Genomic DNA, 19,487 nt, shown 5'->3' on the forward strand with positions numbered 1-19,487 from the left:
GGGATGTCAGCGGCTCTCGAACGCGGGCGGGCGCTTCTGCAGGAACGCGCTCACGCCTTCGCGGAAGGTCGGGCGATCGATCAGCTCGCGCTGGCGTTCGCTTTCGTAATGCAGCTGTTCCTTCAGCGTGTGGCGCTCGGAAGCCTCGAAGGCTTCGCGTGCTTCGATCACCGCATGCGCCGGCAGGCGTGCGAGGCGCTGCGCGATGGCGCGTGCTTCGTCCATCAGTTGTTCGTCGTCGGCGCAGGCCCAGATCAGGCCCCACTGCACCGCGCGTCCGGCGCTCAGGCGTTCGTCGAGCAGCGCCATGCCCATCGCACGCGCCTTGCCTGCACGCCGCGGAATGGCCCAGGTGCAACCCAGGTCCGGCACGATGCCGAGCTTCGGGAGAAACGGAAGGTAGAAGTACGCGCTGCGTGCGGCGATCGTCACGTCCGCCGCAAGCGCGAGGCCGACGCCCGCGCCGGCCGCGGCGCCGTTCACCGCGGCGACCACGGGAACAGGCAGCGTGCGCAGCGTCTCGATCAGCGGATTGCTCAGCGACTGCATCCACTCGGCGGTCTGCGTGCCGAGCGACTTGCCTTCTTCGTCCGGCGTCATCGCGCTCAGGTCGGCGCCGACGCAGAAGGCCTTGCCCGCGCCCGTCAGGATCACGGCACGCACTGCGCGGTCGTCGCGGATGCGCTCCAGCGTGTCGCGCAGTTCGACCTGCAGTCCATGCGCGATGGGATTCAGCTTGGCCGGCAGGTTCAGCGTGAGCGTCGCGATGCCATCGGCCAGTTCATAGAGGATGGGTGCTTGGGAGTCCATGGCATCGAGGGTCGATGCCGATGGTGCGCCGGTCAAGCCGGGGACAACCCGTGGGGCCGAAGTCGCCAAGGCGACCAGGCGCGGGCCGGCGGCGCAAGGGGCATCGCAGCGGGCTGCGCGTCCGACACGGTGATGCACGACGAGGTCAAGGCCGACACCAGGATGCGCCGGTGCTCGGTGCCGTCGAAGCGGTCGCCGGCCTCCAGCACGATGTCGCGCGGATCGCGATCGAGCGTGATCCAGACGGTGCCGCTGCGGCATTCGATGCCCACGCCCGCGCCGTCGGGCACGGCAAAGACGGTGCGTGTCGGCAGCGTGATGTGAAAGCGGGAAGAGGTGGTCGGTCGGGTGCTCATGGCAAGCTCCATTGCATTCGGGATACGAATGAATATAGTGAGCCGGCCCTCTCTTTACACGCGGTCATTCGGAACTCGTTGCATGCCTCCAGCGAATGCGAAACCCTCAAAAATGCCGAGCAGCGAGCTCCCGCCGCTGGATTTGCTGCGCAGTTTCGAAGCTGCCGCGCGACAACTCAGCTTCACGCTGGCGGCCGGCGAACTGCACCTCACGCAGTCGGCCGTCAGCCGGCAGATCCAGCAGCTCGAAGCCAGCCTGGGCGTGCTGCTGTTCGAGCGCCGCCACCGCGCGCTGGCGCTCACCGAGGCCGGCGGCGTGCTGCAGCGCGCGGTCACCGACAGCCTGGAGCGGCTGCGCGACGCCACCGCCCGGGTGCGCGCGAGCGCAGCGCCGCGGCAGGTGGCGATCACCTGCACGCCGGGTTTCGCATCGCTCTGGCTCATTCCGAAGCTGGCGCGCTTCACCGGCACGCATCCGCAGGTCGACGTGCGCCTGTCGGCCACGCTCGATGTGCTCGACCTGGACGTGAGCCGCCTCGACCTCGCGGTGCGCTTCGCGCCCATCGCCCGCGGCGTCGGGCCGGCGCTGTTCGAGGAATCGGTGATCCCGCTGTGCGCGCCGCAGGTCGCCGCGTCGCTGCGGGCGCTGTCGGACTTTTCCGGGCTCACGCTGCTCACCATCGAATACCCGGACCACAGCGAAGCCCCGACCGCCGACTGGGAGCCGTGGCTCAAGGTGATGGGGCTGGAAGACCTGCGCGTGAAGAGCACGCTGCGCTTCACGCAGTACGCCGATGCGGTGGCCGCCGCGGTGGCGGGGCAGGGCGTGGTGATCGGGCGCTTGCCGTTGCTGCGCGAACTGGTGCGCGACGGCCGGCTCGTGGCGCCGCTCGGGGAGGGCGCGGCGTCGCACCGCGGCTATTTCATCGAGATGTCCAGGCGCGCCGCGAGCAACCGCGACGCGCAGGACTTCGCGCAATGGCTGCGCGACGAAGCCGAGGCGGCGCAGCGGACCTGAGAAAGCCCGCCGCGTTCATGCTCCGGGGAACGATCAACCCGGCAGCAGCACCTTGTTCACGACGTGGATCACGCCGTTCGACTGGTACACGTTGGCGATCGTCACCATCGCGGTGCCGCCCTTGGCATCGGTCACCATCACGTTGCCGCCGCTCATCGTGGCGGTGAGCGTGCCGCCGCTCGCGGTCTTCAGCACGGCCTTGCCGCCGCCTGCGTTGATCGCGCTCATGAGCGCCGGGCCGTCCATCTTGCCGGGCACCACGTGGTAGGTCAGCACCTTGGTCAGCGTGGGCTTGTTCTCGGGCTTGAGCAGCGTGTCGACCGTGCCGGCCGGCAGCGCTGCGAAAGCGGCGTTGGTCGGTGCGAACACGGTGAACGGACCCGGGCTCTTGAGGGTGCCGACGAGGTCCGCGGCCTTGACGGCGGCGACCAGCGTGGTGTGGTCCTTCGAATTCACGGCGTTGTCGACGATGTCCTTAGTCGGGTACATCGCGGCGCCGCCGACCATCGGGTTCGACGCACCGCTGCCGCTCATGCCCATGCCGCCCGCGCAAGCGCCGAGCAGGACCGAAACGCCGAGTGCAATCACGAGTTTTTTCATGGAAGTCTCCTGGAAAGAAATGGTTGTCGAGGTTCTCTGTGGAAACCGCCAACAGCTCGGAGGCGCGATGCGCTTGCAACCAATACGGAGGTCGGATGCAACTGGATTCGTAGGACGGCATCTCGTCGGCATCGTGTGGACATCGCGTCGGCTTTGCGCCACAGCGTTGCCAGTGGCGCTTGCGCATCGCGCGCGTGCTCGACAGAATCCGCCCTTCGTTTTTCAGCAACAGTTTTTCCAACGCGCCTGGCGACTTGCAACCTCCCGGGCGACAAACCAATTCAATGAACCGTTTCCTGAACACCTGACCCGCACACCGAGCGCCCCGGCCGGATGTGCATCCATGCATCCGCCGAGGCCCTGTCGACAAAGGCCCCGCGCAGCCATTCGCCGGGGCCTTTTTGTTTTTGGAGTGTGCGCACATGAGTGCTCAACGAAAGGCCCGCGACGACGAGAAACGTCTGGGCCGGTTTTACTTTTCAGTGCCGTCCACGGCACCTCGCAATCCGGTGGTGGCAGCGATGGCGCGCCGCGAATCGAGCCAGGGCGCAGGGCGGCACCTGCGCACGCACCGCGCGGAGCGGCGTGCGCAGAAGGTGGCGTTGCAGAAGGCTGCGCGAAGCCTCGGGCGGGAGGACTGACGATGCGCGAAGACATGGACAAGGTCATCGTCGAACGACCGCGCACCGGCTGGCGCGTGCAGGGCGATGGGCGTATCTGGCGCAACAGCAAAGAGACGGGTTCGCACCTGGGCATGAAGCGCGGCTACAAGCACAGGAAGTGGCTCAATGAAAACCTTGCGCCGCTCAAGCGCTGGCTGCACAAGCAGGTGCACCGGCCGTGGGACAAGGTGTATGCCGAACTCTGCAGTGGCATCGACCGCCGCAGCACGGTGCAGGCGCACATCTTCGAGCACATCGACCAGTTCGTCGTGCGCGACGCGGTCATGCGCGATGGCGAGGTGTGGGTGAGGGCGTCCTGGCGGGGACGCGGCGACCGTGCACCTCTCGAGGAGGCCTCGCATGTCGAGCTGTTCGTGCACCCGCTCACCGGCATCCTGCTGCCCAACCGGCGGCTGCGTGAAGCGCGCGCGGCGCAGAGGGCGCGCTACGGCAGCTGGGCCGAACGAAATGGCGACCAGCCCTATGCGGTCTATCACGTGCTCGACGAGCACACGCAATGGCACCGCGTCGATGGCTGCTGGTTCGAGATCACGCTCGCCAGGTTTCCCGAAAGGACTGGCGCGATGCAGCCGGAAGAGAAGTGCCACGACGTGCTGCGTCGCTGCCTCGTCACCCGCAGCGGCGCTGCACAGCGGCCCGGGCCCGGCATGCCCACCCACTGCGGCCTGTACGGACGCAACGATGTCTATGCCGCAGCCAAGCGCCAATTGAGCCGCCGCGAAGTGCGCGCGCGTCTTGGCGATGCCACCTGAGGCGGCGCGCTGCCGCTAAGGGTTGTCGAGCTCGCGCTTGATCGACGCGTTGCCGATCTTCTTGCGGCACAGCAGCCGACGCGGCCCCGGCCCCACGGCCATGCCGAGGTCCAGCAGCAGCGCGTCGCGCAGCCGGGCGTCGCCTGCGCGCAGTGACTTGTCGAGCGCATCGACCCTGGCGAACAGCTCATCGAACGCGTCCTCGCCGTTGTCGGTGCGCGGCCCCTTGGCGTAGGCGCGCACCAGCAACTCTTCTTCCAACCCCGGCGTCGATGCGAACAGCGTCGGATGCGCGTCGATCCATGCGCGCATCGCCTGCACGCTGGCGGTGTCCGCATAGCTGCGCATCGCCGTCGCGCGATAGCTGTCGCCGAAGCCCTTGGCCTCATCGCACAGGCGCAGCGCGTCATCGATGCCCTGCTGCGCGGCCACCTGTTCGACCAGCAGGTTGCGTGCATCGACCAGCGTGTGCCGCTCCTGGCGCTGACTGGCCTTCTTGTGTTTGCGGAGGAAAGCGTCGGCATCGCCGCGACGTGCGTATTCCATCAGCAGCACGCGGTCGGCGCGGTACGCCATGTCGGGCTGCAGGCGCGGCGTGATCTCCTGTTCGACACGCGCCATCTCGCCTTCGAGCGCGAGGTCGGCGGCGATGTGCAGCAAGAGGTGGTCGCGCAGGATCTCGTCCTGTACCTGCAGCGTCCAGGCCAGCATCTCCGTCGCGCCGAGGCCGGCGGTGTCGAACAGCACCTCGATGCGGTCTTTCCAGTTCAGCCCATGGCTGCCGCGGCTGCCTCGCAGGCGATACATCATGTCGGCCCACGGCGTGCGATAGCCGCGGTGGCCGAGGTAGCCGCAGCCCAGGCCCTTGCCGGTGTAGGGCTGCGCGGCCAGCGCCTCGATCAGCGGCTGGATCTCGACGGCCAGTGCGTCGAGCTGCGCCTTCTGTTCGTCGCTCGGGTAGTAGCCGAAGGCGTTGTCGAGGTTGATGGCGTGGATGCAGCGCGTGAGCGCGTCGTGGATGCGTGGGTCCATCGGCGGGATGATAGAGGGGCGTCTTTGCACGCGAAGCAGTGCGCATCGCCCCGATGTTTTCTCGGCTGGCGCTAGCCCGGACGTACCGGCGCCACAGCGCGCGGCAGCACCAGAAACGCCACGGTCCCCATTGCCAGCATCCCCGCCACCGTGAGGAACACCGCGCGGAACGGCTCGACGCCGTTCGCCACGCCCCACGATGCGGCCACGCCGGTCGTCCATTGCATCAGCGACACGCCGAGGAACATCGCCATGTTCATCAGCGCCAGCGCGCGGCCCGTCATGGCGGCCGGGTAGGCGTTCTTGGTGTAGGCGTACTGCAGCACGCTGTAGCCGGAGAGAAGGCCATAGACGATCGGCAAGCCGATGTCGATCGCGCGCGAATGCGTGAGCGCCATGGCCGCGAACATCAGCGCGCCGGCGGTTGCGCAGCCAATCATCCACCGCGCACGCCGCGCGGCGCCGGGGTCCAGGCGGCCGAACAGCGCGGGGCTGATCATGCCGGTGATGGTCATCACCAGCGCCACGTTGCCGCTCGCCACGAGCGAGAGGCCGTGCCGCTCGTGCAGCACGGGCCCGAGCCACAGGCCGCGCAGCGTGATGAAGGCCGCATACGACACGCACGCAAAGCACAGAAGGCCCAGCGTGTGCGGCATCGCGAACAGCGGCAGCAGTTCGCGCACGGCCTTGCGCAGCGACTGGCGCTCGGCCGGCGCCATCGGGCCCACAGGGTCCACGGCCGCGCGCGCCGGTTCGCGCACGCGCCAGAAGATGATGAGCCACGACAGCACCGCGGCCGCAGCCAGCACCGCATAGCCGGCGCGCCACGAAGCGGCCTCGATCAGCAACGCCAGCGGCGTGCCGGTGAACACGATGCCCAGGCCCGCCATGCTCATCACCAGCCCCGACATCGCGGTGAAGCGCGCGGCGTCGAAGTGCCGCGCGATGAACACCGTGCATGCGAGAAACGCCGGCGCGCATCCGACGCCGATCAGCGCCTGCCCGAGCAGCAGCATGTGAAAGCTGTCTGCCACCGTGCACAACACGGCGCCCGCGATGGCCAGCGGAAAGGCGGTGAGCACCGTGCGGCGCACGCCGAACATGTCGATCGACACGCCCATCGCGAGCTGCATGATTCCGAACATGAAGTGGAAGGTGCCGGCCCATGTGCCGAGCTGCTGGGGCGAGAGGCCGAAGTGGCTGCCAAGCGGCGTGGCCATCATGGCGCCGACGGTGCGGAAGGCCTGGCTCAGCGCGAAGGCCGAAGCGAGGGCCACGAGCATGGCGGCCGCGGAGGTCGACCAGCGCGGCGGGGGCGGCGAGGCCGCGTTCGTGTTCATCGGGAGGGGAGGCTGAAAGAAGAAGGGAGCGGCACGATGCTAATGGCATGCCGCCCTCAACGCAGAACGGCGCCCGAAGGCGCCGTCCGTTCGCTCAAGCCCGGCGCGATGCCGGACGCACGCCGATCAGGCCTCGCCCTTGACCTTCAAGCGCCATGCATGCAGCAGCGGCTCGGTGTAGCCGCTTGGCTGCTCGATGCCCTTGAACACCAGGTCCTGTGCCGCCTTGTACGCGGCCGAGGTCGCGAAGTTGCCGGCCATCGGCTGGTAGAGCGCATCGCCCGCGTTCTGCTCGTCGACCACCTTGGCCATGCGCTGGAAGGTCTCGTCGACCTGCGCCTTGGTCACCACGCCGTGCAGTAGCCAGTTGGCGATGTGCTGGCTCGAGATGCGCAGCGTGGCGCGGTCTTCCATGAGGCCCACGTTGTGGATGTCGGGCACCTTGGAGCAGCCCACGCCCTGGTCGATCCAGCGCACCACGTAGCCGAGGATGCCCTGCACGTTGTTGTCGATTTCCTGCTGGCGCTCTTCGGCCGTCCACTTGGCTTCGGCCGCGATCGGCACCTGCAGCAGCGCGTTGAGGATGTTGTCGCGCTCGGCATCCGCATCGATCTTTTCCAGCTCCTGCTGCACTGCCGTCACGCTGACCTGGTGGTAGTGCAGCGCATGCAGCGTGGCGGCGGTGGGCGAGGGCACCCAGGCGGTGTTGGCGCCGGCCTTGGGGTGGCCGATCTTCTGCTCGAGCATCGCGGCCATGAGGTCGGGCATGGCCCACATGCCCTTGCCGATCTGCGCCTTGCCGCGCAGGCCGCACGAGAGGCCGACCAGCACGTTGTTCTTTTCGTAGGCGCCGATCCACGCGCTGGACTTCATGTCGCCCTTGCGGATCATCGGGCCGCCCTGCATGGCGGTGTGCATCTCGTCGCCGGTGCGGTCGAGGAAGCCGGTGTTGATGAAGGCCACGCGTGCGGCGGCTTCGGCGATGCAGGCCTTCAGGTTCACGCTGGTGCGGCGCTCCTCGTCCATGATGCCGAGCTTCACCGTGTTGGCGGGCAGGCCGAGCAGTTGCTCGACGCGGCCGAACAGCTCGCTCGCGAAGGCCACTTCGGCCGGGCCGTGCATCTTCGGCTTCACGATGTAGATGCTGCCGGTGCGCGAGTTGCCCTTGCGCTTCAGGTCGATGGTGGCGATGGTGGTGGTCACCACGGCATCGAGGATGCCTTCGGGGATCTCCTTGCCGCCCGCATACAGGATGGCCGGGTTGGTCATCAGGTGGCCGACATTGCGCAGGAACATGAGCGAGCGTCCGTGCAGCTTCACGGGTTGGCCATCGGCGCCGGTGTATTCGCGGTCGGCGTTCAGGCCGCGCGTGAAGGTCTTGCCGCCCTTGGCGACTTCTTCCGTCAGCGTGCCTTCGACGATGCCGAGCCAGTTCGCATACGCGACGACCTTGTCGGCCGCATCCACCACGGCCACCGAGTCTTCGAGGTCGAGGATGGTCGAGAGCGCGGCTTCGAGCACCAGGTCGCTCACGCCGGCCGCGTCGGTCTTGCCGATGGCCGTGCTGCGGTCGATGCGGATATCGAGGTGAATGCCGTTGTGCTTGAGCAGCACCGACGACGGCGCTGCGGCATCGCCCTGGTAGCCGATGAATTGAGCGGGGTCGGCGAGACCGGTGCTGCTGCTCTGCAGCGCGACGACCAGCTTGCCGTCCTTCACGCTGTAGCCGGTCGCCATCTTGTGCGAGCCATTGGCCAGCGGCGCGGCCTGATCGAGCACGTTGCGCGCGAACTCGATGACCTTGGCGCCGCGCACCGGGTTGTAGCCCTTGCCCTTTTCAGCGCCGTCGGCTTCGGAGATGGCATCGGTGCCGTAGAGCGCGTCGTACAGCGAGCCCCAGCGCGCGTTGGCGGCGTTGAGCGCATAGCGCGCATTCAGGATCGGCACCACCAGCTGCGGGCCGGCCTGCAGCGCGAGCTCGGAGTCGACGTTCGCGGTCGTCGCCTTCGCGCCCTTGGGCTGCGGCAGCAGGTAGCCGATCTTCTCGAGGAAGGCGCGGTAGGCCGGCATGTCGGCGATCGGGCCGGGGTTCTTCTTGTGCCAGGCGTCGAGTTCGCTCTGCAGGCGGTCGCGCTCGGCGAGCAGCGCGATGTTCTTGGGTGCGAGGTCGCTCACGATGGCGTCGAAGCCCTTCCAGAAGACATCGCTGGCCACGCCGGTGGCGGGCAGGACCTTGTCTTCGATGAAGCGGTGGAGCTCGGTCGCGACCTGGAGTCCGTGGGCGGTGGTGCGGGCGGTCATTTTTCTCTCCTGGAAAATCGGAATACGGCGAAATACGGCGGAATACGGAAGCAAAAGACGTGGGTGTCGCAATGACGTAGGTCAACTTTATTCGATACCTTACGAAGGAGTAAGAGCCGAAAGCGGGATTTATCAATGACAAAAATGAGGGTAATGGCGGTCCGGCGCCGCTTTTTACGTAAAGGGTAGGCACTGATAGAGGTGCCACGGGCACGGGATATATTTAATTTCTTAAATAAATCCAGCACGCGCCGAAATGATCCTCCTGGCTTCCAACGAAAACCCGCTCGGCATGCCCGAGTCGGCCCGCCGCGCCGCGGCCGCCGCCCTCGAAGGCGCCGGCAACTACCCCGACAGCAACGGCACCGCGCTCAAGAATGCACTGGCCGCCCGGCTCGCCGTGTCGCCCGAGTGGCTCACGCTCGGCAGCGGATCGAGCGAAATCCTCGAACTCGCCGCGCAGGTGAGCTTGAAGCCGGGCGAGAACGTCGTCTATTCGCAGTACGGCTTCATCGTCTACGCGCAGGCCACGGCGCACGCCCATGCGCGCGCCTCCGTCGTGCCTTCGCAAGATTTCGGCCACGACTTGGGCGCGATGCGCGCCGCGATCGCCGACGACACGAAGCTGGTCTTCGTCGCCAACCCTAACAACCCGACCGGCACCTTCATCGATGCTGCGCCGCTGCGCGATTTCCTGCAATCGGTGCCCGCGCACGTGACGGTGCTGCTCGACGAGGCCTACACCGAATTCCTCTCGCCCGCGCAGCGCTACGACAGCATCGAATGGGTGCGGCGCCTGCCGAACCTGATCGTCGCGCGCACCTTCTCCAAGGCCTTCGGCCTCGCGGGGATGCGCATCGGCTACGGCGTGTCGCAGCCGCCGCTGACCTCGCGCATGAACGCGCAACGGCCGCGTTTCAACGTGACGACGCCGGCCCAGGCCGCCGCAGTGGCCGCGCTCGGCGACACGGAATTCCTCGCGCGCACCTACGAACTCAACACCGCCGGACGCGAGCAGCTCGCCGCGGGTTTCACCGAGCTGGGCCTCGTGCACATCCCTTCTTCGGGCAACTTTCTCATGGTGCAGGTGGGCGATGCGCAGGCCGTGCATGCGCGCCTGCTGGCCGCCGGCATCGAGGTTTCGCTGCTCGGCCCCTACGGCCTGCCGCAGTGGCTGCGCGTGAGCGTGGGCCTGCCCGAACAGAACAAGGCCCTGCTCGCCGCCTTGCGCTGAGCGCGATCCGATTCCAACCACCACCCCCGAGGAGACAGAAGCATGAAACGCCGCCAGTTCGCAGCGCAGGCCGCTGCCGTCATTGCCGCCGCGGCCACCGCGCCGATGGCCTTCGCGCAGGAGCGCGCGACGCGCATCCTGATCGGGTTTCCGCCGGGCGGCTCGGCGGACGTGGTGGCGCGGCTCCTGGCCGACAAGATGCGTGTCTCGCTCGGGCAGAACGTCATCATCGACAACAAGCCCGGCGCGGCGGGGCGTCTCGCGCTGGCCGAGCTCAAGCGCTTTCCGCCCGACGGCAGCGTGCTGATCTTCTCGCCGAGCGGCGCGATGGTGATTCACCCGTGGCTCTATGCGAACCTCGGCTACGACCCGGCGAAGGACTTCACGCCCATCGCGCTCGGCAGCACCTTCGACTTCGCGATAACCGCCGGCCCGGGCGCGCCGCCCGGCGACCTGAAGACGGTGCTGGCCTGGATGAAGGCCAACCCCGCCAAGGCCAACTACGCAACTTCGGGCGCGGGCACGGTGCCGCACTTCGCCGGACAGTTGCTGGCGCAGGCCGCGGGCGTGCCGATGACGCACGTCGCCTACCGCGGCGGCGCGCCGGCCGCGCAGGACCTGATCGGTGGCCAGGTGCCGCTGATGGTCGACACCGCCTCCGAAACCATCGAGCACCACCGCGCCGGCAAGGTGCGCATCCTCGCGGTGACGGGCGAGCAGCGCAGCCGCGCGCTGCCCGACGTGCCGACGCTGAAGGAGGCCGGCATCAATGTGACGGCCGATGCGTTCTTCGGCCTCTACGGGCCGCCGGGGATGTCGCCGAAGTTGGTGGCGCGCATCGACAAGGCCGTGGCCGACGCGCTGCGCATGCCCGATGTGCAGGACAGGATCTATGCGCTGGGGCTCGTGCCGGCGCATGCGGGGCCGGCTGAACTTGCCGCGATCCAGGCGGCGCACCTCAAGCGCTGGGAAATGCCGATCAAGAACTCGGGCTTCAAGGCCGAATCCTGAGCGTCAGACCTGCCCGCTGAGCTCCTTCGCCGCTGCGCGCACGGGCTCGATGTAGCCCGCGTCGTAGCGGTGCGTCGGCATCGTCAGCGTGACCGCCGCGGCGAGGCTGCCGTCCGCATGGAGCACCGGCGCCGAGATGCCCGCAAGTTCGGCCGTTCGATCGCCCACCAGCGCGCAGAAACCCTGCGCGCGGATCGCTTCATACAGCTTGCGTTCCCTCGCGCCGCGCGGCCGGTCGGTATCGGGACCGAAGGCGATCAGCACGCGCGCACCGGCGCCGCGGTCGTTGGGCAACAGGTCGCCCGCGCGGACGTGGTCGCGCACCACATGCGATGAATCGACGCGGAACTGGCACAGGCGCACCCAGCCGTCGCCCTGGTCCTGCCGCACGTGGTACGCCGCGCTTTCGCCGGTGGCGGCTGCGAGAGCACGCAGCACCGGCAGCACGATGCGGTCGAGCGACTGCGACGCGGCATAGAGCCCATGCAGCCGCGCGATCTCCATGCCCAGCGTGTAGCGGCCGTCGTCCTGCCGGCGAATCAGCCGCGCGTGTTCGAGCGATGCCAAAAGCCGCAGCGCCGTGCTCTTGTAGAGCTGCGTGCGCTCGGCGAACTGCGCGAGCGACAGTGCTTCGTCGCCCGGCCGAAATGCCGACAGCAGGCTCAGCGCGCGATCGACCGCGGCAGCGCCGCCGGGTGCGGCGTTGAGGTCGGAAACCGATTCGGTCTGGGCTTTGCGGGGCATGGGCGTGCTTGACAGGGAAAGTCGATCGACGATCTAATTCTGTTTGGCGGAATTTAGTTCTGTCTAATGGAACAGTCAAGTGATCCACACCAAGATCGCTCCAAGGAGACGAAGTCGATGACACCCCCCGATGTCCTCATCAGCGAGGTCGGCCCGCGCGACGGCTTGCAGTCGGTCAAGGCGACCATGCCCACGGCAGACAAGCTGCGCTGGATCGACGCGCTCTACGCCGCCGGCGTGCGCGAGATCGAGGTCGCTTCCTTCGTGCCCGCGAAGCTGCTGCCCCAGATGGCCGATGCCGCCGAGGTGGTGCGCCATGCGATCACGCTGCCCGGACTCACCGTGATGGCGCTGGTGCCCAACCGCAAGGGCGCACAGGCCGCGCTCGAAGCCGGCGTGCACAAGCTCACGATGCCGGTGTCGGCAAGCGTGGCGCATTCGCTTGCCAATGTGCGCAAGACGCCGACGGAAATGGTCGAGGAGGTGCGCGCCATCTCCGACCTGCGCCGCGCCATTGCGCCGCAGGTGAAGCTCGAAGCCGGCATCTCCACCGCCTTCGGCTGCACGCTGCAGGGGCTGGTGCCCGAAGACGACGTGATCCGCCTCGCCGCGCAGTGCATCGAAGCCGGTGCCGAAGAAGCGGGCCTTTCGGACACCGTCGGCTACGCCAACCCGGCGCAGGTGCGGCGGCTCTTCAAGCGCCTGCGCGCGGAACTCGGCACGCACGCCGGCGCGGCCCACATGCACAACACGCGCGGCCTCGGCATCGCGAACTGCCTAGCGGCGTGGGACGAAGGCGTGCGCACCTTTGACGCCTCGCTCGGCGGTCTCGGCGGCTGCCCCTACGCGCCCGGCGCCTCGGGCAATGCCGTGACCGAAGACCTCGTCTTCATGTTCGAGGCCATGGGCGTCCGCACCGGCATCGACATCCAGAAACTCATCGCGGCGCGCGCGCCGCTCATGGCCGGCCTGCCCGGCGAACCGGTCTACGGCATGACGCCCGAAGCCGGGCTGCCCAAGGGTTTTGTCCAGGAACACAACACACATGTCTGAAGCCAATCCACCGCCCTCCCTTCCCTACGCGGGCGTCCGCGTCGTCGAGTTCACCCACATGGTCATGGGCCCGACCTGCGGGCTGCTGCTGGCCGACCTCGGCGCCGAGGTCATCAAGGTCGAGCCCATCGAGGGCGACAACACGCGCCGCCTGCTCGGCTCGGGCTCGGGGTTCTTTCCGACTTTCAACCGCAACAAGAAGAGCATCGCGCTCGACCTGAAGAAACCCGAAGGCGTGGAGGCCGCGCTGCGCCTGATCGCCACCGCCGACATCGTGAGCGAGAACTTCAAGCCCGGCACGATGAAGAAGCTGGGGCTCGACTACGACACGCTCAGCAAGCTCAACCCGCGCCTCATCTACGTGAGCCACAAGGGCTTCCTGCCCGGCCCCTACGACCACCGCACGGCGCTGGACGAAGTGGTGCAGATGATGGGCGGCCTCGCCTACATGACCGGCCGCTCGGGCGACCCGCTGCGCGCGGGCACCAGCGTGAACGACATCATGGGCGGCATGTTCGGCGCCATCGGCGCGATGGCGGCGCTGCGCCAGCGCGATGCGACCGGCAAGGGCTGCGAGGTGCAGGCCGCGCTGTTCGAGAACAACGTGTTCCTCGTCGCGCAGCACATGATGCAGTTCGCCGCCACCGGCAAGGCGGCCGACCCGATGCCCAGCCGCATCTCGGCCTGGGCCGTGTACGACGTCTTCACCGTGAAGGACGGCGAGCAGATCTTCCTCGCGGCCGTCAGCGACAAGCAGTGGGCCATCTTCTGCAAGGCCTTCGGCCTGGAAGACATGCTGGCCGACCCGCGCCTGAAGACCAATAACGACCGCGTGCGCGCGCGCGACTGGATGATGCCGATCTTGCGCTCGCACCTGGCCGACCGCAGCGCGGCCGAACTTGCTGCCGTGTTCGAGCAAAACGAGTTGCCCTTCGCGCCGATCACCAAGCCAGAGGAGCTCTTCGACGATCCGCACCTGAACGCCACCGGCGGCCTCGCGCCCGTGCGCATGAACGACGGCCACATGGCCAAGGTGCCGCTCGCGCCGTTCACGCTCGGCGGCCAGCGCCCCGGCATCCGCCTGCAGCCGCCGCGCATCGGCGAGCACGGCGACGAGTTGCTGAGGGAAGTGGGCTACAGCGAGCCGGAAATCGCCGCGCTTCGCGCCGTTGGCGCAACCTCCGGGGGCTGAGGCCGGCTGGCGGGCTCTATCTATATAGTTCCCGCCCCATGGACCGCCTGAAGCAACTCGAATCCTTCGTCTCGGTCGCGACCCGCGGCAGCCTCACCGCCGCAGCCAAGGCCGAGGGCGTGGCGCCCGCGATCATGGGACGCCGGCTCGATGCGCTGGAGGAGCGGCTGGGCGTGAAGCTCCTGGTGCGCACCACGCGGCGCATCACGCTCACGCACGAGGGCAGCGCCTTTCTCGAAGACTGCCAGCGGCTGCTCACCGAATTCCAGAACGCCGAGGCCAGCGTGAGCGCGGGCGGCGTCAAGGCCAGCGGGCATCTGCGCGTGACGGCACCGGCCGGCTTCGGGCGCAGACACGTTGCGCCGCTGGTGCCGCGCTTTCATGCGATGCACCCGGAGGTGACGATCTCGCTGAATCTCAGCGACCGCGTGGTCGACGTGACCGGCGAGAGCTTCGACTGCGCGGTGCGCGTGGGCGACCTGCCCGATTCATCGCTCGTGAGCGTGCGCCTGGCCGACAACCGCCGCCGTTGCGTGGCGACGCCCGATTTCCTGCGCCGCCACGGCACGCCGAAGCACCCGGGCGACCTGTCGCGCTTTGCCTGTCTCACGCTGTCGAGCGATGCCTCGCAGACGCGTGGCTGGGCCTTTCGCGTCACCACCGAGGCCGGCGTGGAAGAACTGATCCATCTGCGCCCGAGCGGCCCGCTCGATTGCTCCGACGGCCAGGTGCTGCACGACTGGTGCCTGGCCGGCCACGGCATCGCCTGGCGCAGCACCTGGGAAGTCGAGGCCGAGATCGACGCGGGCCTCTTGGTGCCGGTGCTCGATGAATTCGCCGCGCCGCCCAACGGCATCTACGCGGTGTTCGCGGGCGCCAAGCACCTGCCGCTGCGGGTGCGACTGTGGCTTGATTTCCTCAAGGACCAGTACGGACAACCGGAATTCTGGGGACGAACGGCCTGACGGCGTGGGAGCGGCGGCACAATCTGTTTGCATTTGCAACCCGTTCCGGAAGAAAGCCATCGATGACCCTCGAAGCCATCCTCGCCTACGTGCACTTGCTCGCCATCCTCACGATGGTCGTGTTCATCTCCAGTGAGGCCGCCCTGTGCCGCGTGCAGTGGCTCAACGCCGCGGTCGTCGAGCGGCTCGCCAAGGTCGACATGGTCTACGGCATCGCCGCCATCGCGGTGCTCGCGACCGGCATCGCGCGCACCTGGTGGGGCGTGAAGGGCACGGCCTGGTACTGGACCAACCCGCTGCTGCACGTGAAGCTGGGGCTCTTCATCATCGTGGGCGTGCTGTCGATCTTTCCGACGCTCACCTATTTCCGCTGGCGCAAGACGCTGCGTTCCACCGGCAAGCTGCCGGTCGAGGCCGACATCAAGAAGACGCGCAAGCTGGTGATGGTGCAGGCCCACCTGATCGCGCTGATCCCGCTGGTCGCCGTGTTCCTGGCGCGCGGCTTCGGCAAGTAATAGAAATAGAAAAGCCCGCACGGGGCGGGCTTTTCTTTCTTTTCGGCGTTGACCTTTGTCAGCGCGACGCGGGCCTCATCAGGCCTTGGCGTCTTTCTCGCACTTCTTGATGAAGCTGTTCTTGGCGGCGCCGGCCAGCGGCTTGCCGTTCTTGTCGATGGCCTTGGCGGCGCAAGCGGGCGCTGCGGCGGCCTTGGTGTCTTTCTCGCACTTCTTGATGGAGCTGGCCTTGGCGGCGCCGGCCAGGGGTTTGCCGTTCTTGTCGATGGCCTTGGCGTCGCAGGTGGCGCCGGCGGCGGGTGCTGCGGCCGCGGGAGCGGCGGCGGCCGGGGCGACAGCGGGCGCGGGAGCCTTGTCTTGTGCCTGTGCGGCGCCGAAGGAAAGGCAGGCGCCCAGGGCGACCAGGGAAAGGAACTTCTTCATGGTGATATGTCCTTGCAAGGTGGAGTTGTGACAGGTGCCCCGCCCCGGGGCCGCTCATCCTAACGGCCGGAGGCAACGATCGGATGACGATCGTCAACAGCGCCCGGGTTTGCCCCCGGTAAAATTCGCAGATGCTATTGGTCAAACAGGAGCTGCTCGCGGCGCTCGCGAACACGCTCGAATCCCTCTCCCCCGGCGCTGGCGCCAAAGCCGCGTTCGAATCGCCCAAGGTGGCGGCGCATGGCGATTTCGCCAGCACCGCCGCCATGCAGCTCGCCAAACCGCTCGCGAAGAAGCCCCGCGAACTGGCCGAGCAACTGAGCGCTGCGCTGCTCGCCACCCCCGCTTTCGGCCAATGGGTCGAAGCCATCGAGATCGCCGGCCCCGGCTTCCTCAACATCCGCCTGAAGACCGCCGCCAAGCAGCAGATCGTGCGCGAAGTGCTGGCCGCAGGTAACACTTTCGGCCAGCAGCCCGCCACCGGCGAGAAGGTGCTGGTCGAATTCGTCTCGGCCAACCCGACCGGTCCGCTGCATGTGGGCCACGGCCGCCAGGCAGCACTGGGCGACGCCATCTGCAACCTGCGCGCCTCGCAGGGCGACAGCGTCTGGCGCGAGTTCTATTACAACGACGCCGGCGTGCAGATCCAGACACTGGCCAACAGCACGCAATTGCGCGCTCGCGGCTTCAAACCCGGCGACCCGGAGTGGCCGAGCGGCGAAAAGGCCCCCGCCTACAACGGCGACTACATCGCCGACATCGCCGAGGACTTCAAGGCCAAGAAAACCGTCAAGTCGGACGACCGCGAATACACCGCGAGCGGCGACATCGACGATATCGACTCCATCCGCGAATTCGCCGTGGCGTACCTGCGCCGCGAACAGGACCTGGACCTGCAGGCCTTCCGCGTGCGCTTCGACAACTACTACCTCGAGTCCAGCCTCTACACCAGCGGCCGCGTCGAAGCCGCCGTGGGCAAGCTCGTGGCCGCCGGCAAGACCTACGAGGAAGACGGCGCGCTCTGGCTCAAGTCGACCGACTACGGCGACGACAAAGACCGCGTGATGAAGAAGAAGGACGGCACGTACACGTACTTCGTGCCCGATGTCGCCTATCACATCGCCAAGTGGGAGCGGGGTTTCCACAAGGTCGTGAACATCCAGGGCACCGACCACCACGGCACGATCGCGCGGGTGCGCGCCGGACTGCAGGCGGCGGGCGAAGGCATTCCCGAGGGCTATCCGGACTACGTACTGCACACCATGGTGCGCGTGATGAAAGACGGCCAGGAGGTCAAGATCAGCAAGCGCGCGGGCAGCTACGTGACGCTGCGCGACCTGATCGAATGGACAAGCACGGATGCGATCCGCTTCTTCCTGCTGAGCCGCAAGCCAGATACCGAGTTCCTGTTCGACATCGACCTGGCGCTGGCGCAGAACAACGACAACCCGGTCTACTACGTTCAGATGGCGCATGCGCGCATCTGCAAGATGATCCGGGACTGGGCCGGCGATACCGCGTCGCTGGCCACGGTCGATCTGTCGTCGCTGGAGGCGCCGCAGGCCCAGACGCTCATGCTGCAGCTGGCCAAGTATCCCGAGATGCTCACGGCGGCCGCCAAGGATTTCGCGCCGCACGACGTGACTTTCTATCTGCGCGAACTCGCGGGCAACCTCCACAGTTACTACGACGCGGAGCGCGTGCTGGTCGATGACGAGACCTTGAAAAAGGCCCGCCTGGCGCTTGTCGCCGCCTGTGCGCAGGTGCTGCACAATGGCCTCGCGATTCTCGGCGTCAGTGCGCCGAACAAGATGTGAACAACCTCACTCCCATGAAGAAGACAACCAGACAACGCGGCAACATCGTCATCGGCCTGATCATCGGGCTGGTGATCGGCCTGGGCGTGGCGCTGGGCATCGCGGTCTACGTGACCAAGGTGCCGATCCCGTTCGTGAACAAGACGCAAAAGGGCGGCGCCGAGCAGGACGAAGCCGAGGCCCGCAAGAACCGCGACTGGGACCCCAACGCACCGCTGGCCGGCAAGGCCGGCGCCGCCAGGCCGACGCCGCCGGCCGCCACCGGTCCGGTCAACCCGGTCACCGGCGAACCCGCCACCAGCACCACCGCCGTCGCACCCGGCACGCCGCCTCCGGCCGCTGCGCCGGTGCCCGTGGTGGTTGCGCCCAAACCGACGCGTGCGGTGCCCGTGCCGGCCGAAGCCAATGCGCTGCCGGCGTCGAACGATCCACTGGGCGACCTGGCCCGTGCCCGCGCGGGCACCGGCTCGGGCAGCACGACCGTGGCATCCGCCGCGCCGAGCAGCAACGCCAACAACAGCGCCGCGGCGTCTTCGGGCGCCGACCCGTTCATGTACTTCGTGCAGGCCGGCGCCTTCCGCACCACCGACGACGCCGAGGCGCAGCGCGCCAAGTTGTCGCTGATGGGCGTCGAGGCCCGGGTCACCGAGCGCGAGCAGGCTGGCCGCACGGTCTACCGCGTGCGCGCCGGTCCGTTCAACAAGAAGGACGATGCCGACCGCCTCAAGGAGCGGCTCGATGGCGGCGGCCTCGAATCGGCTCTGGTCCGCGTGCAGCGCTGACCGACCGGACGCTCCGTTGCTGCCACAAATAGCCCTTAAGCTTCGCCGCGCGGCATTTGCCGCCACCATTCAGCGCCCCGGGCGTGCCGGGTGATCGCTTGCGAGGAACTCCTCGCCGCGCCCCGGCTCAGTCTGCCGTACCAACAGGAGAACCCTTTCAATGAAACGTCGTGACTTTTCGCTGGCCGCCACTTCGCTCGGGCTGCTTTCGCTGGCCGCCAACCCGGCCCACGCCCAGGCGCGCATGCCCAAGGCCGGCGCGGACTACCTCGTGCTCGACAAGCGCGTGCCTGTCGATGCACCGGCCGGCAAGGTCGAGGTGGTCGAGTTCTTCTCGTACAACTGCCCTCATTGCAACGACTTCGAGCCCGCGCTCGAAGCCTGGGCCAAGACGGCACCCAAGGAAGTCGCCTTCCGCCGCATCCCGGTGCCTTTCGTGGGCAACGACGTCGAAGCCAAGCAGCGCCTGTACTACGCGCTCGAGGCCATGGGCAAGGTCGACGAGTTCCAGCCGAAGGTCTTCAATGCGATCCACAAGCAGCGCCAGAACGTGAATGGCGATGCCAACATCATTGCCTGGGTCGCGGCCAATGGCATCGACGGCGCCAAGTTCAAGGAAGTCTTCACCTCGTTCGGCGTGGCCAGCAAGGCCAAGCGCGCCTCGCAGATGACCGACGCCTACAAGGTGGCTGGCGTTCCGGCGATGGCCGTGGCCGGCCGTTGGTATGTGGACGGCGAGACCGCCGGCAACATGACCAACGTGCTGCAAGTGGTCAACTTCCTGGTCGGCGAAGCAAAGAAGGGCTGACGCCTTCCGGCTGCGCGGCACTTCGTGTCCGCTGCGCCACCCCTTGCAGGG

20 protein-coding genes are annotated in these 19,487 nt (G+C 67.6%); 12 read left to right on the forward strand and 8 right to left on the reverse strand.

All coding sequences use genetic code 11. The features are described from left to right. Positions 1–6 precede the first annotated feature (6 nt). Both QFZ83_RS31085 and QFZ83_RS31090 read right to left on the reverse strand, forming a co-directional pair. Entirely contained in the window at positions 7–810 is an 804-nt protein-coding gene (locus QFZ83_RS31085) for an enoyl-CoA hydratase-related protein (RefSeq protein WP_307512208.1), read from the reverse strand. Between the two features lie 32 nt (positions 811–842). Then, complete coding sequence (locus QFZ83_RS31090; RefSeq protein ID WP_307512210.1) at positions 843–1,166, reverse strand: DUF2917 domain-containing protein; 324 nt, start codon at positions 1,164–1,166, stop codon at positions 843–845. An 82-nt stretch (positions 1,167–1,248) separates the two neighbouring features. On the opposite strand from QFZ83_RS31090, the gene QFZ83_RS31095 reads away from it, so the two are divergent. Then, complete coding sequence (locus QFZ83_RS31095; RefSeq protein ID WP_373424088.1) at positions 1,249–2,184, forward strand: LysR substrate-binding domain-containing protein; 936 nt, start codon at positions 1,249–1,251, stop codon at positions 2,182–2,184. Positions 2,185–2,217: 33 nt separating this feature from the next. Here the strand turns inward: QFZ83_RS31095 and QFZ83_RS31100 are convergent, their stop codons facing one another. Continuing rightward, positions 2,218–2,724, reverse strand: a complete 507-nt coding sequence (locus QFZ83_RS31100) for a fasciclin domain-containing protein (protein WP_373424093.1) — start codon at positions 2,722–2,724, stop codon at positions 2,218–2,220. A 482-nt stretch (positions 2,725–3,206) separates the two neighbouring features. Between QFZ83_RS31100 and QFZ83_RS31105 the strand changes: the two genes are divergently transcribed. Next, positions 3,207–3,425, forward strand: a complete 219-nt coding sequence (locus tag QFZ83_RS31105; RefSeq protein WP_257862746.1) for a hypothetical protein — start codon at positions 3,207–3,209, stop codon at positions 3,423–3,425. A 2-nt stretch (positions 3,426–3,427) separates the two neighbouring features. After that, entirely contained in the window at positions 3,428–4,219 is a 792-nt protein-coding gene (locus tag QFZ83_RS31110; protein WP_307512214.1) for a hypothetical protein, read from the forward strand. Between the two features lie 15 nt (positions 4,220–4,234). Here QFZ83_RS31110 and QFZ83_RS31115 read toward each other — a convergent pair whose 3' ends face one another. From QFZ83_RS31115 to QFZ83_RS31125, 3 genes are all read right to left on the reverse strand, one after another. Then, positions 4,235–5,251, reverse strand: coding sequence for a hypothetical protein (locus QFZ83_RS31115; protein WP_307512216.1), 1,017 nt, complete (start codon positions 5,249–5,251; stop codon positions 4,235–4,237). A gap of 71 nt (positions 5,252–5,322) precedes the next feature. Beyond that, a complete protein-coding gene (locus QFZ83_RS31120) occupies positions 5,323–6,591 on the reverse strand; it encodes an MFS transporter (RefSeq protein ID WP_307512217.1) in 1,269 nt (422 codons plus the stop codon). 126 nt (positions 6,592–6,717) lie between these two features. Continuing rightward, complete coding sequence (locus tag QFZ83_RS31125) at positions 6,718–8,892, reverse strand: malate synthase G (protein ID WP_307512218.1); 2,175 nt, start codon at positions 8,890–8,892, stop codon at positions 6,718–6,720. A 256-nt stretch (positions 8,893–9,148) separates the two neighbouring features. On the opposite strand from QFZ83_RS31125, the gene hisC reads away from it, so the two are divergent. After that, positions 9,149–10,126, forward strand: a complete 978-nt coding sequence (gene hisC / locus QFZ83_RS31130) for a histidinol-phosphate transaminase (protein ID WP_307512219.1) — start codon at positions 9,149–9,151, stop codon at positions 10,124–10,126. 42 nt (positions 10,127–10,168) lie between these two features. Then, complete coding sequence (locus QFZ83_RS31135; protein WP_307512221.1) at positions 10,169–11,137, forward strand: Bug family tripartite tricarboxylate transporter substrate binding protein; 969 nt, start codon at positions 10,169–10,171, stop codon at positions 11,135–11,137. 3 nt (positions 11,138–11,140) lie between these two features. Here QFZ83_RS31135 and QFZ83_RS31140 read toward each other — a convergent pair whose 3' ends face one another. Continuing rightward, positions 11,141–11,881 carry an IclR family transcriptional regulator gene (locus tag QFZ83_RS31140; RefSeq protein WP_307512222.1) on the reverse strand — a complete coding sequence of 247 codons (741 nt, stop codon included), beginning with the start codon at positions 11,879–11,881 and terminating at the stop codon, positions 11,141–11,143. Between the two features lie 117 nt (positions 11,882–11,998). On the opposite strand from QFZ83_RS31140, the gene QFZ83_RS31145 reads away from it, so the two are divergent. The 4 genes from QFZ83_RS31145 to QFZ83_RS31160 all read left to right on the forward strand — a co-directional run bounded on the left by QFZ83_RS31145 (position 11,999) and on the right by QFZ83_RS31160 (position 15,606). After that, positions 11,999–12,934 (forward strand): hydroxymethylglutaryl-CoA lyase, encoded by a 936-nt coding sequence (locus QFZ83_RS31145; protein WP_306881925.1) that lies wholly within the window; start codon positions 11,999–12,001, stop codon positions 12,932–12,934. Beyond that, positions 12,927–14,126: a CaiB/BaiF CoA-transferase family protein gene (locus tag QFZ83_RS31150; protein WP_306881924.1), complete on the forward strand. Its 1,200-nt coding sequence runs from the start codon at positions 12,927–12,929 to the stop codon at positions 14,124–14,126. Before QFZ83_RS31145 ends, QFZ83_RS31150 begins: the two co-directional genes overlap by 8 nt. A 38-nt stretch (positions 14,127–14,164) precedes the next feature. After that, entirely contained in the window at positions 14,165–15,091 is a 927-nt protein-coding gene (locus tag QFZ83_RS31155; RefSeq protein ID WP_306881923.1) for a LysR family transcriptional regulator, read from the forward strand. 62 nt (positions 15,092–15,153) lie between these two features. Then, on the forward strand, positions 15,154–15,606 hold the full coding sequence (locus QFZ83_RS31160; RefSeq protein ID WP_013538945.1) for a DUF2214 family protein: 453 nt from the start codon (positions 15,154–15,156) through the stop codon (positions 15,604–15,606). A 78-nt stretch (positions 15,607–15,684) separates the two neighbouring features. Here the strand turns inward: QFZ83_RS31160 and QFZ83_RS31165 are convergent, their stop codons facing one another. Further along, on the reverse strand, positions 15,685–16,029 hold the full coding sequence (locus QFZ83_RS31165) for a hypothetical protein (RefSeq protein ID WP_257862734.1): 345 nt from the start codon (positions 16,027–16,029) through the stop codon (positions 15,685–15,687). Between the two features lie 131 nt (positions 16,030–16,160). On the opposite strand from QFZ83_RS31165, the gene argS reads away from it, so the two are divergent. The 3 genes from argS to QFZ83_RS31180 all read left to right on the forward strand — a co-directional run bounded on the left by argS (position 16,161) and on the right by QFZ83_RS31180 (position 19,436). After that, the gene (gene argS / locus QFZ83_RS31170) at positions 16,161–17,846 is read left to right on the forward strand and encodes an arginine--tRNA ligase (protein WP_307512224.1); all 1,686 of its coding nucleotides are present in this window, start codon (positions 16,161–16,163) and stop codon (positions 17,844–17,846) included. A 14-nt stretch (positions 17,847–17,860) separates the two neighbouring features. After that, positions 17,861–18,628 carry an SPOR domain-containing protein gene (locus QFZ83_RS31175; RefSeq protein WP_306881921.1) on the forward strand — a complete coding sequence of 256 codons (768 nt, stop codon included), beginning with the start codon at positions 17,861–17,863 and terminating at the stop codon, positions 18,626–18,628. Between the two features lie 160 nt (positions 18,629–18,788). After that, positions 18,789–19,436 (forward strand): thiol:disulfide interchange protein DsbA/DsbL, encoded by a 648-nt coding sequence (locus tag QFZ83_RS31180; protein WP_307512226.1) that lies wholly within the window; start codon positions 18,789–18,791, stop codon positions 19,434–19,436. The last annotated feature ends 51 nt before the right edge of the window (positions 19,437–19,487 follow it).

It is taken from the genome of Variovorax sp. W1I1 (genome assembly GCF_030815625.1).
In the GTDB taxonomy this organism is placed as follows: Bacteria; Pseudomonadota; Gammaproteobacteria; order Burkholderiales; family Burkholderiaceae_C; genus Variovorax; species Variovorax paradoxus_C.

What these genes read in the sequence shown, in the direction of transcription:
- QFZ83_RS31085 (WP_307512208.1), bottom strand. Translation starts at nt 810, where the DNA reads ATGGACTCCCAAGCACCCATCCTCTATGAACTGGCCGATGGCATCGCG.
- QFZ83_RS31090 (WP_307512210.1), bottom strand. Translation starts at nt 1,166, where the DNA reads ATGAGCACCCGACCGACCACCTCTTCCCGCTTTCACATCACGCTGCCG.
- QFZ83_RS31095 (WP_373424088.1), top strand. Translation starts at nt 1,249, where the DNA reads ATGCCTCCAGCGAATGCGAAACCCTCAAAAATGCCGAGCAGCGAGCTC.
- QFZ83_RS31100 (WP_373424093.1), bottom strand. Translation starts at nt 2,724, where the DNA reads ATGGGCATGAGCGGCAGCGGTGCGTCGAACCCGATGGTCGGCGGCGCC.
- QFZ83_RS31105 (WP_257862746.1), top strand. Translation starts at nt 3,207, where the DNA reads ATGAGTGCTCAACGAAAGGCCCGCGACGACGAGAAACGTCTGGGCCGG.
- QFZ83_RS31110 (WP_307512214.1), top strand. Translation starts at nt 3,428, where the DNA reads ATGCGCGAAGACATGGACAAGGTCATCGTCGAACGACCGCGCACCGGC.
- QFZ83_RS31115 (WP_307512216.1), bottom strand. Translation starts at nt 5,251, where the DNA reads ATGGACCCACGCATCCACGACGCGCTCACGCGCTGCATCCACGCCATC.
- QFZ83_RS31120 (WP_307512217.1), bottom strand. Translation starts at nt 6,591, where the DNA reads ATGAACACGAACGCGGCCTCGCCGCCCCCGCCGCGCTGGTCGACCTCC.
- QFZ83_RS31125 (WP_307512218.1), bottom strand. Translation starts at nt 8,892, where the DNA reads ATGACCGCCCGCACCACCGCCCACGGACTCCAGGTCGCGACCGAGCTC.
- hisC (WP_307512219.1), top strand. Translation starts at nt 9,149, where the DNA reads ATGATCCTCCTGGCTTCCAACGAAAACCCGCTCGGCATGCCCGAGTCG.
- QFZ83_RS31135 (WP_307512221.1), top strand. Translation starts at nt 10,169, where the DNA reads ATGAAACGCCGCCAGTTCGCAGCGCAGGCCGCTGCCGTCATTGCCGCC.
- QFZ83_RS31140 (WP_307512222.1), bottom strand. Translation starts at nt 11,881, where the DNA reads ATGCCCCGCAAAGCCCAGACCGAATCGGTTTCCGACCTCAACGCCGCA.
- QFZ83_RS31145 (WP_306881925.1), top strand. Translation starts at nt 11,999, where the DNA reads ATGACACCCCCCGATGTCCTCATCAGCGAGGTCGGCCCGCGCGACGGC.
- QFZ83_RS31150 (WP_306881924.1), top strand. Translation starts at nt 12,927, where the DNA reads ATGTCTGAAGCCAATCCACCGCCCTCCCTTCCCTACGCGGGCGTCCGC.
- QFZ83_RS31155 (WP_306881923.1), top strand. Translation starts at nt 14,165, where the DNA reads ATGGACCGCCTGAAGCAACTCGAATCCTTCGTCTCGGTCGCGACCCGC.
- QFZ83_RS31160 (WP_013538945.1), top strand. Translation starts at nt 15,154, where the DNA reads ATGACCCTCGAAGCCATCCTCGCCTACGTGCACTTGCTCGCCATCCTC.
- QFZ83_RS31165 (WP_257862734.1), bottom strand. Translation starts at nt 16,029, where the DNA reads ATGAAGAAGTTCCTTTCCCTGGTCGCCCTGGGCGCCTGCCTTTCCTTC.
- argS (WP_307512224.1), top strand. Translation starts at nt 16,161, where the DNA reads ATGCTATTGGTCAAACAGGAGCTGCTCGCGGCGCTCGCGAACACGCTC.
- QFZ83_RS31175 (WP_306881921.1), top strand. Translation starts at nt 17,861, where the DNA reads ATGAAGAAGACAACCAGACAACGCGGCAACATCGTCATCGGCCTGATC.
- QFZ83_RS31180 (WP_307512226.1), top strand. Translation starts at nt 18,789, where the DNA reads ATGAAACGTCGTGACTTTTCGCTGGCCGCCACTTCGCTCGGGCTGCTT.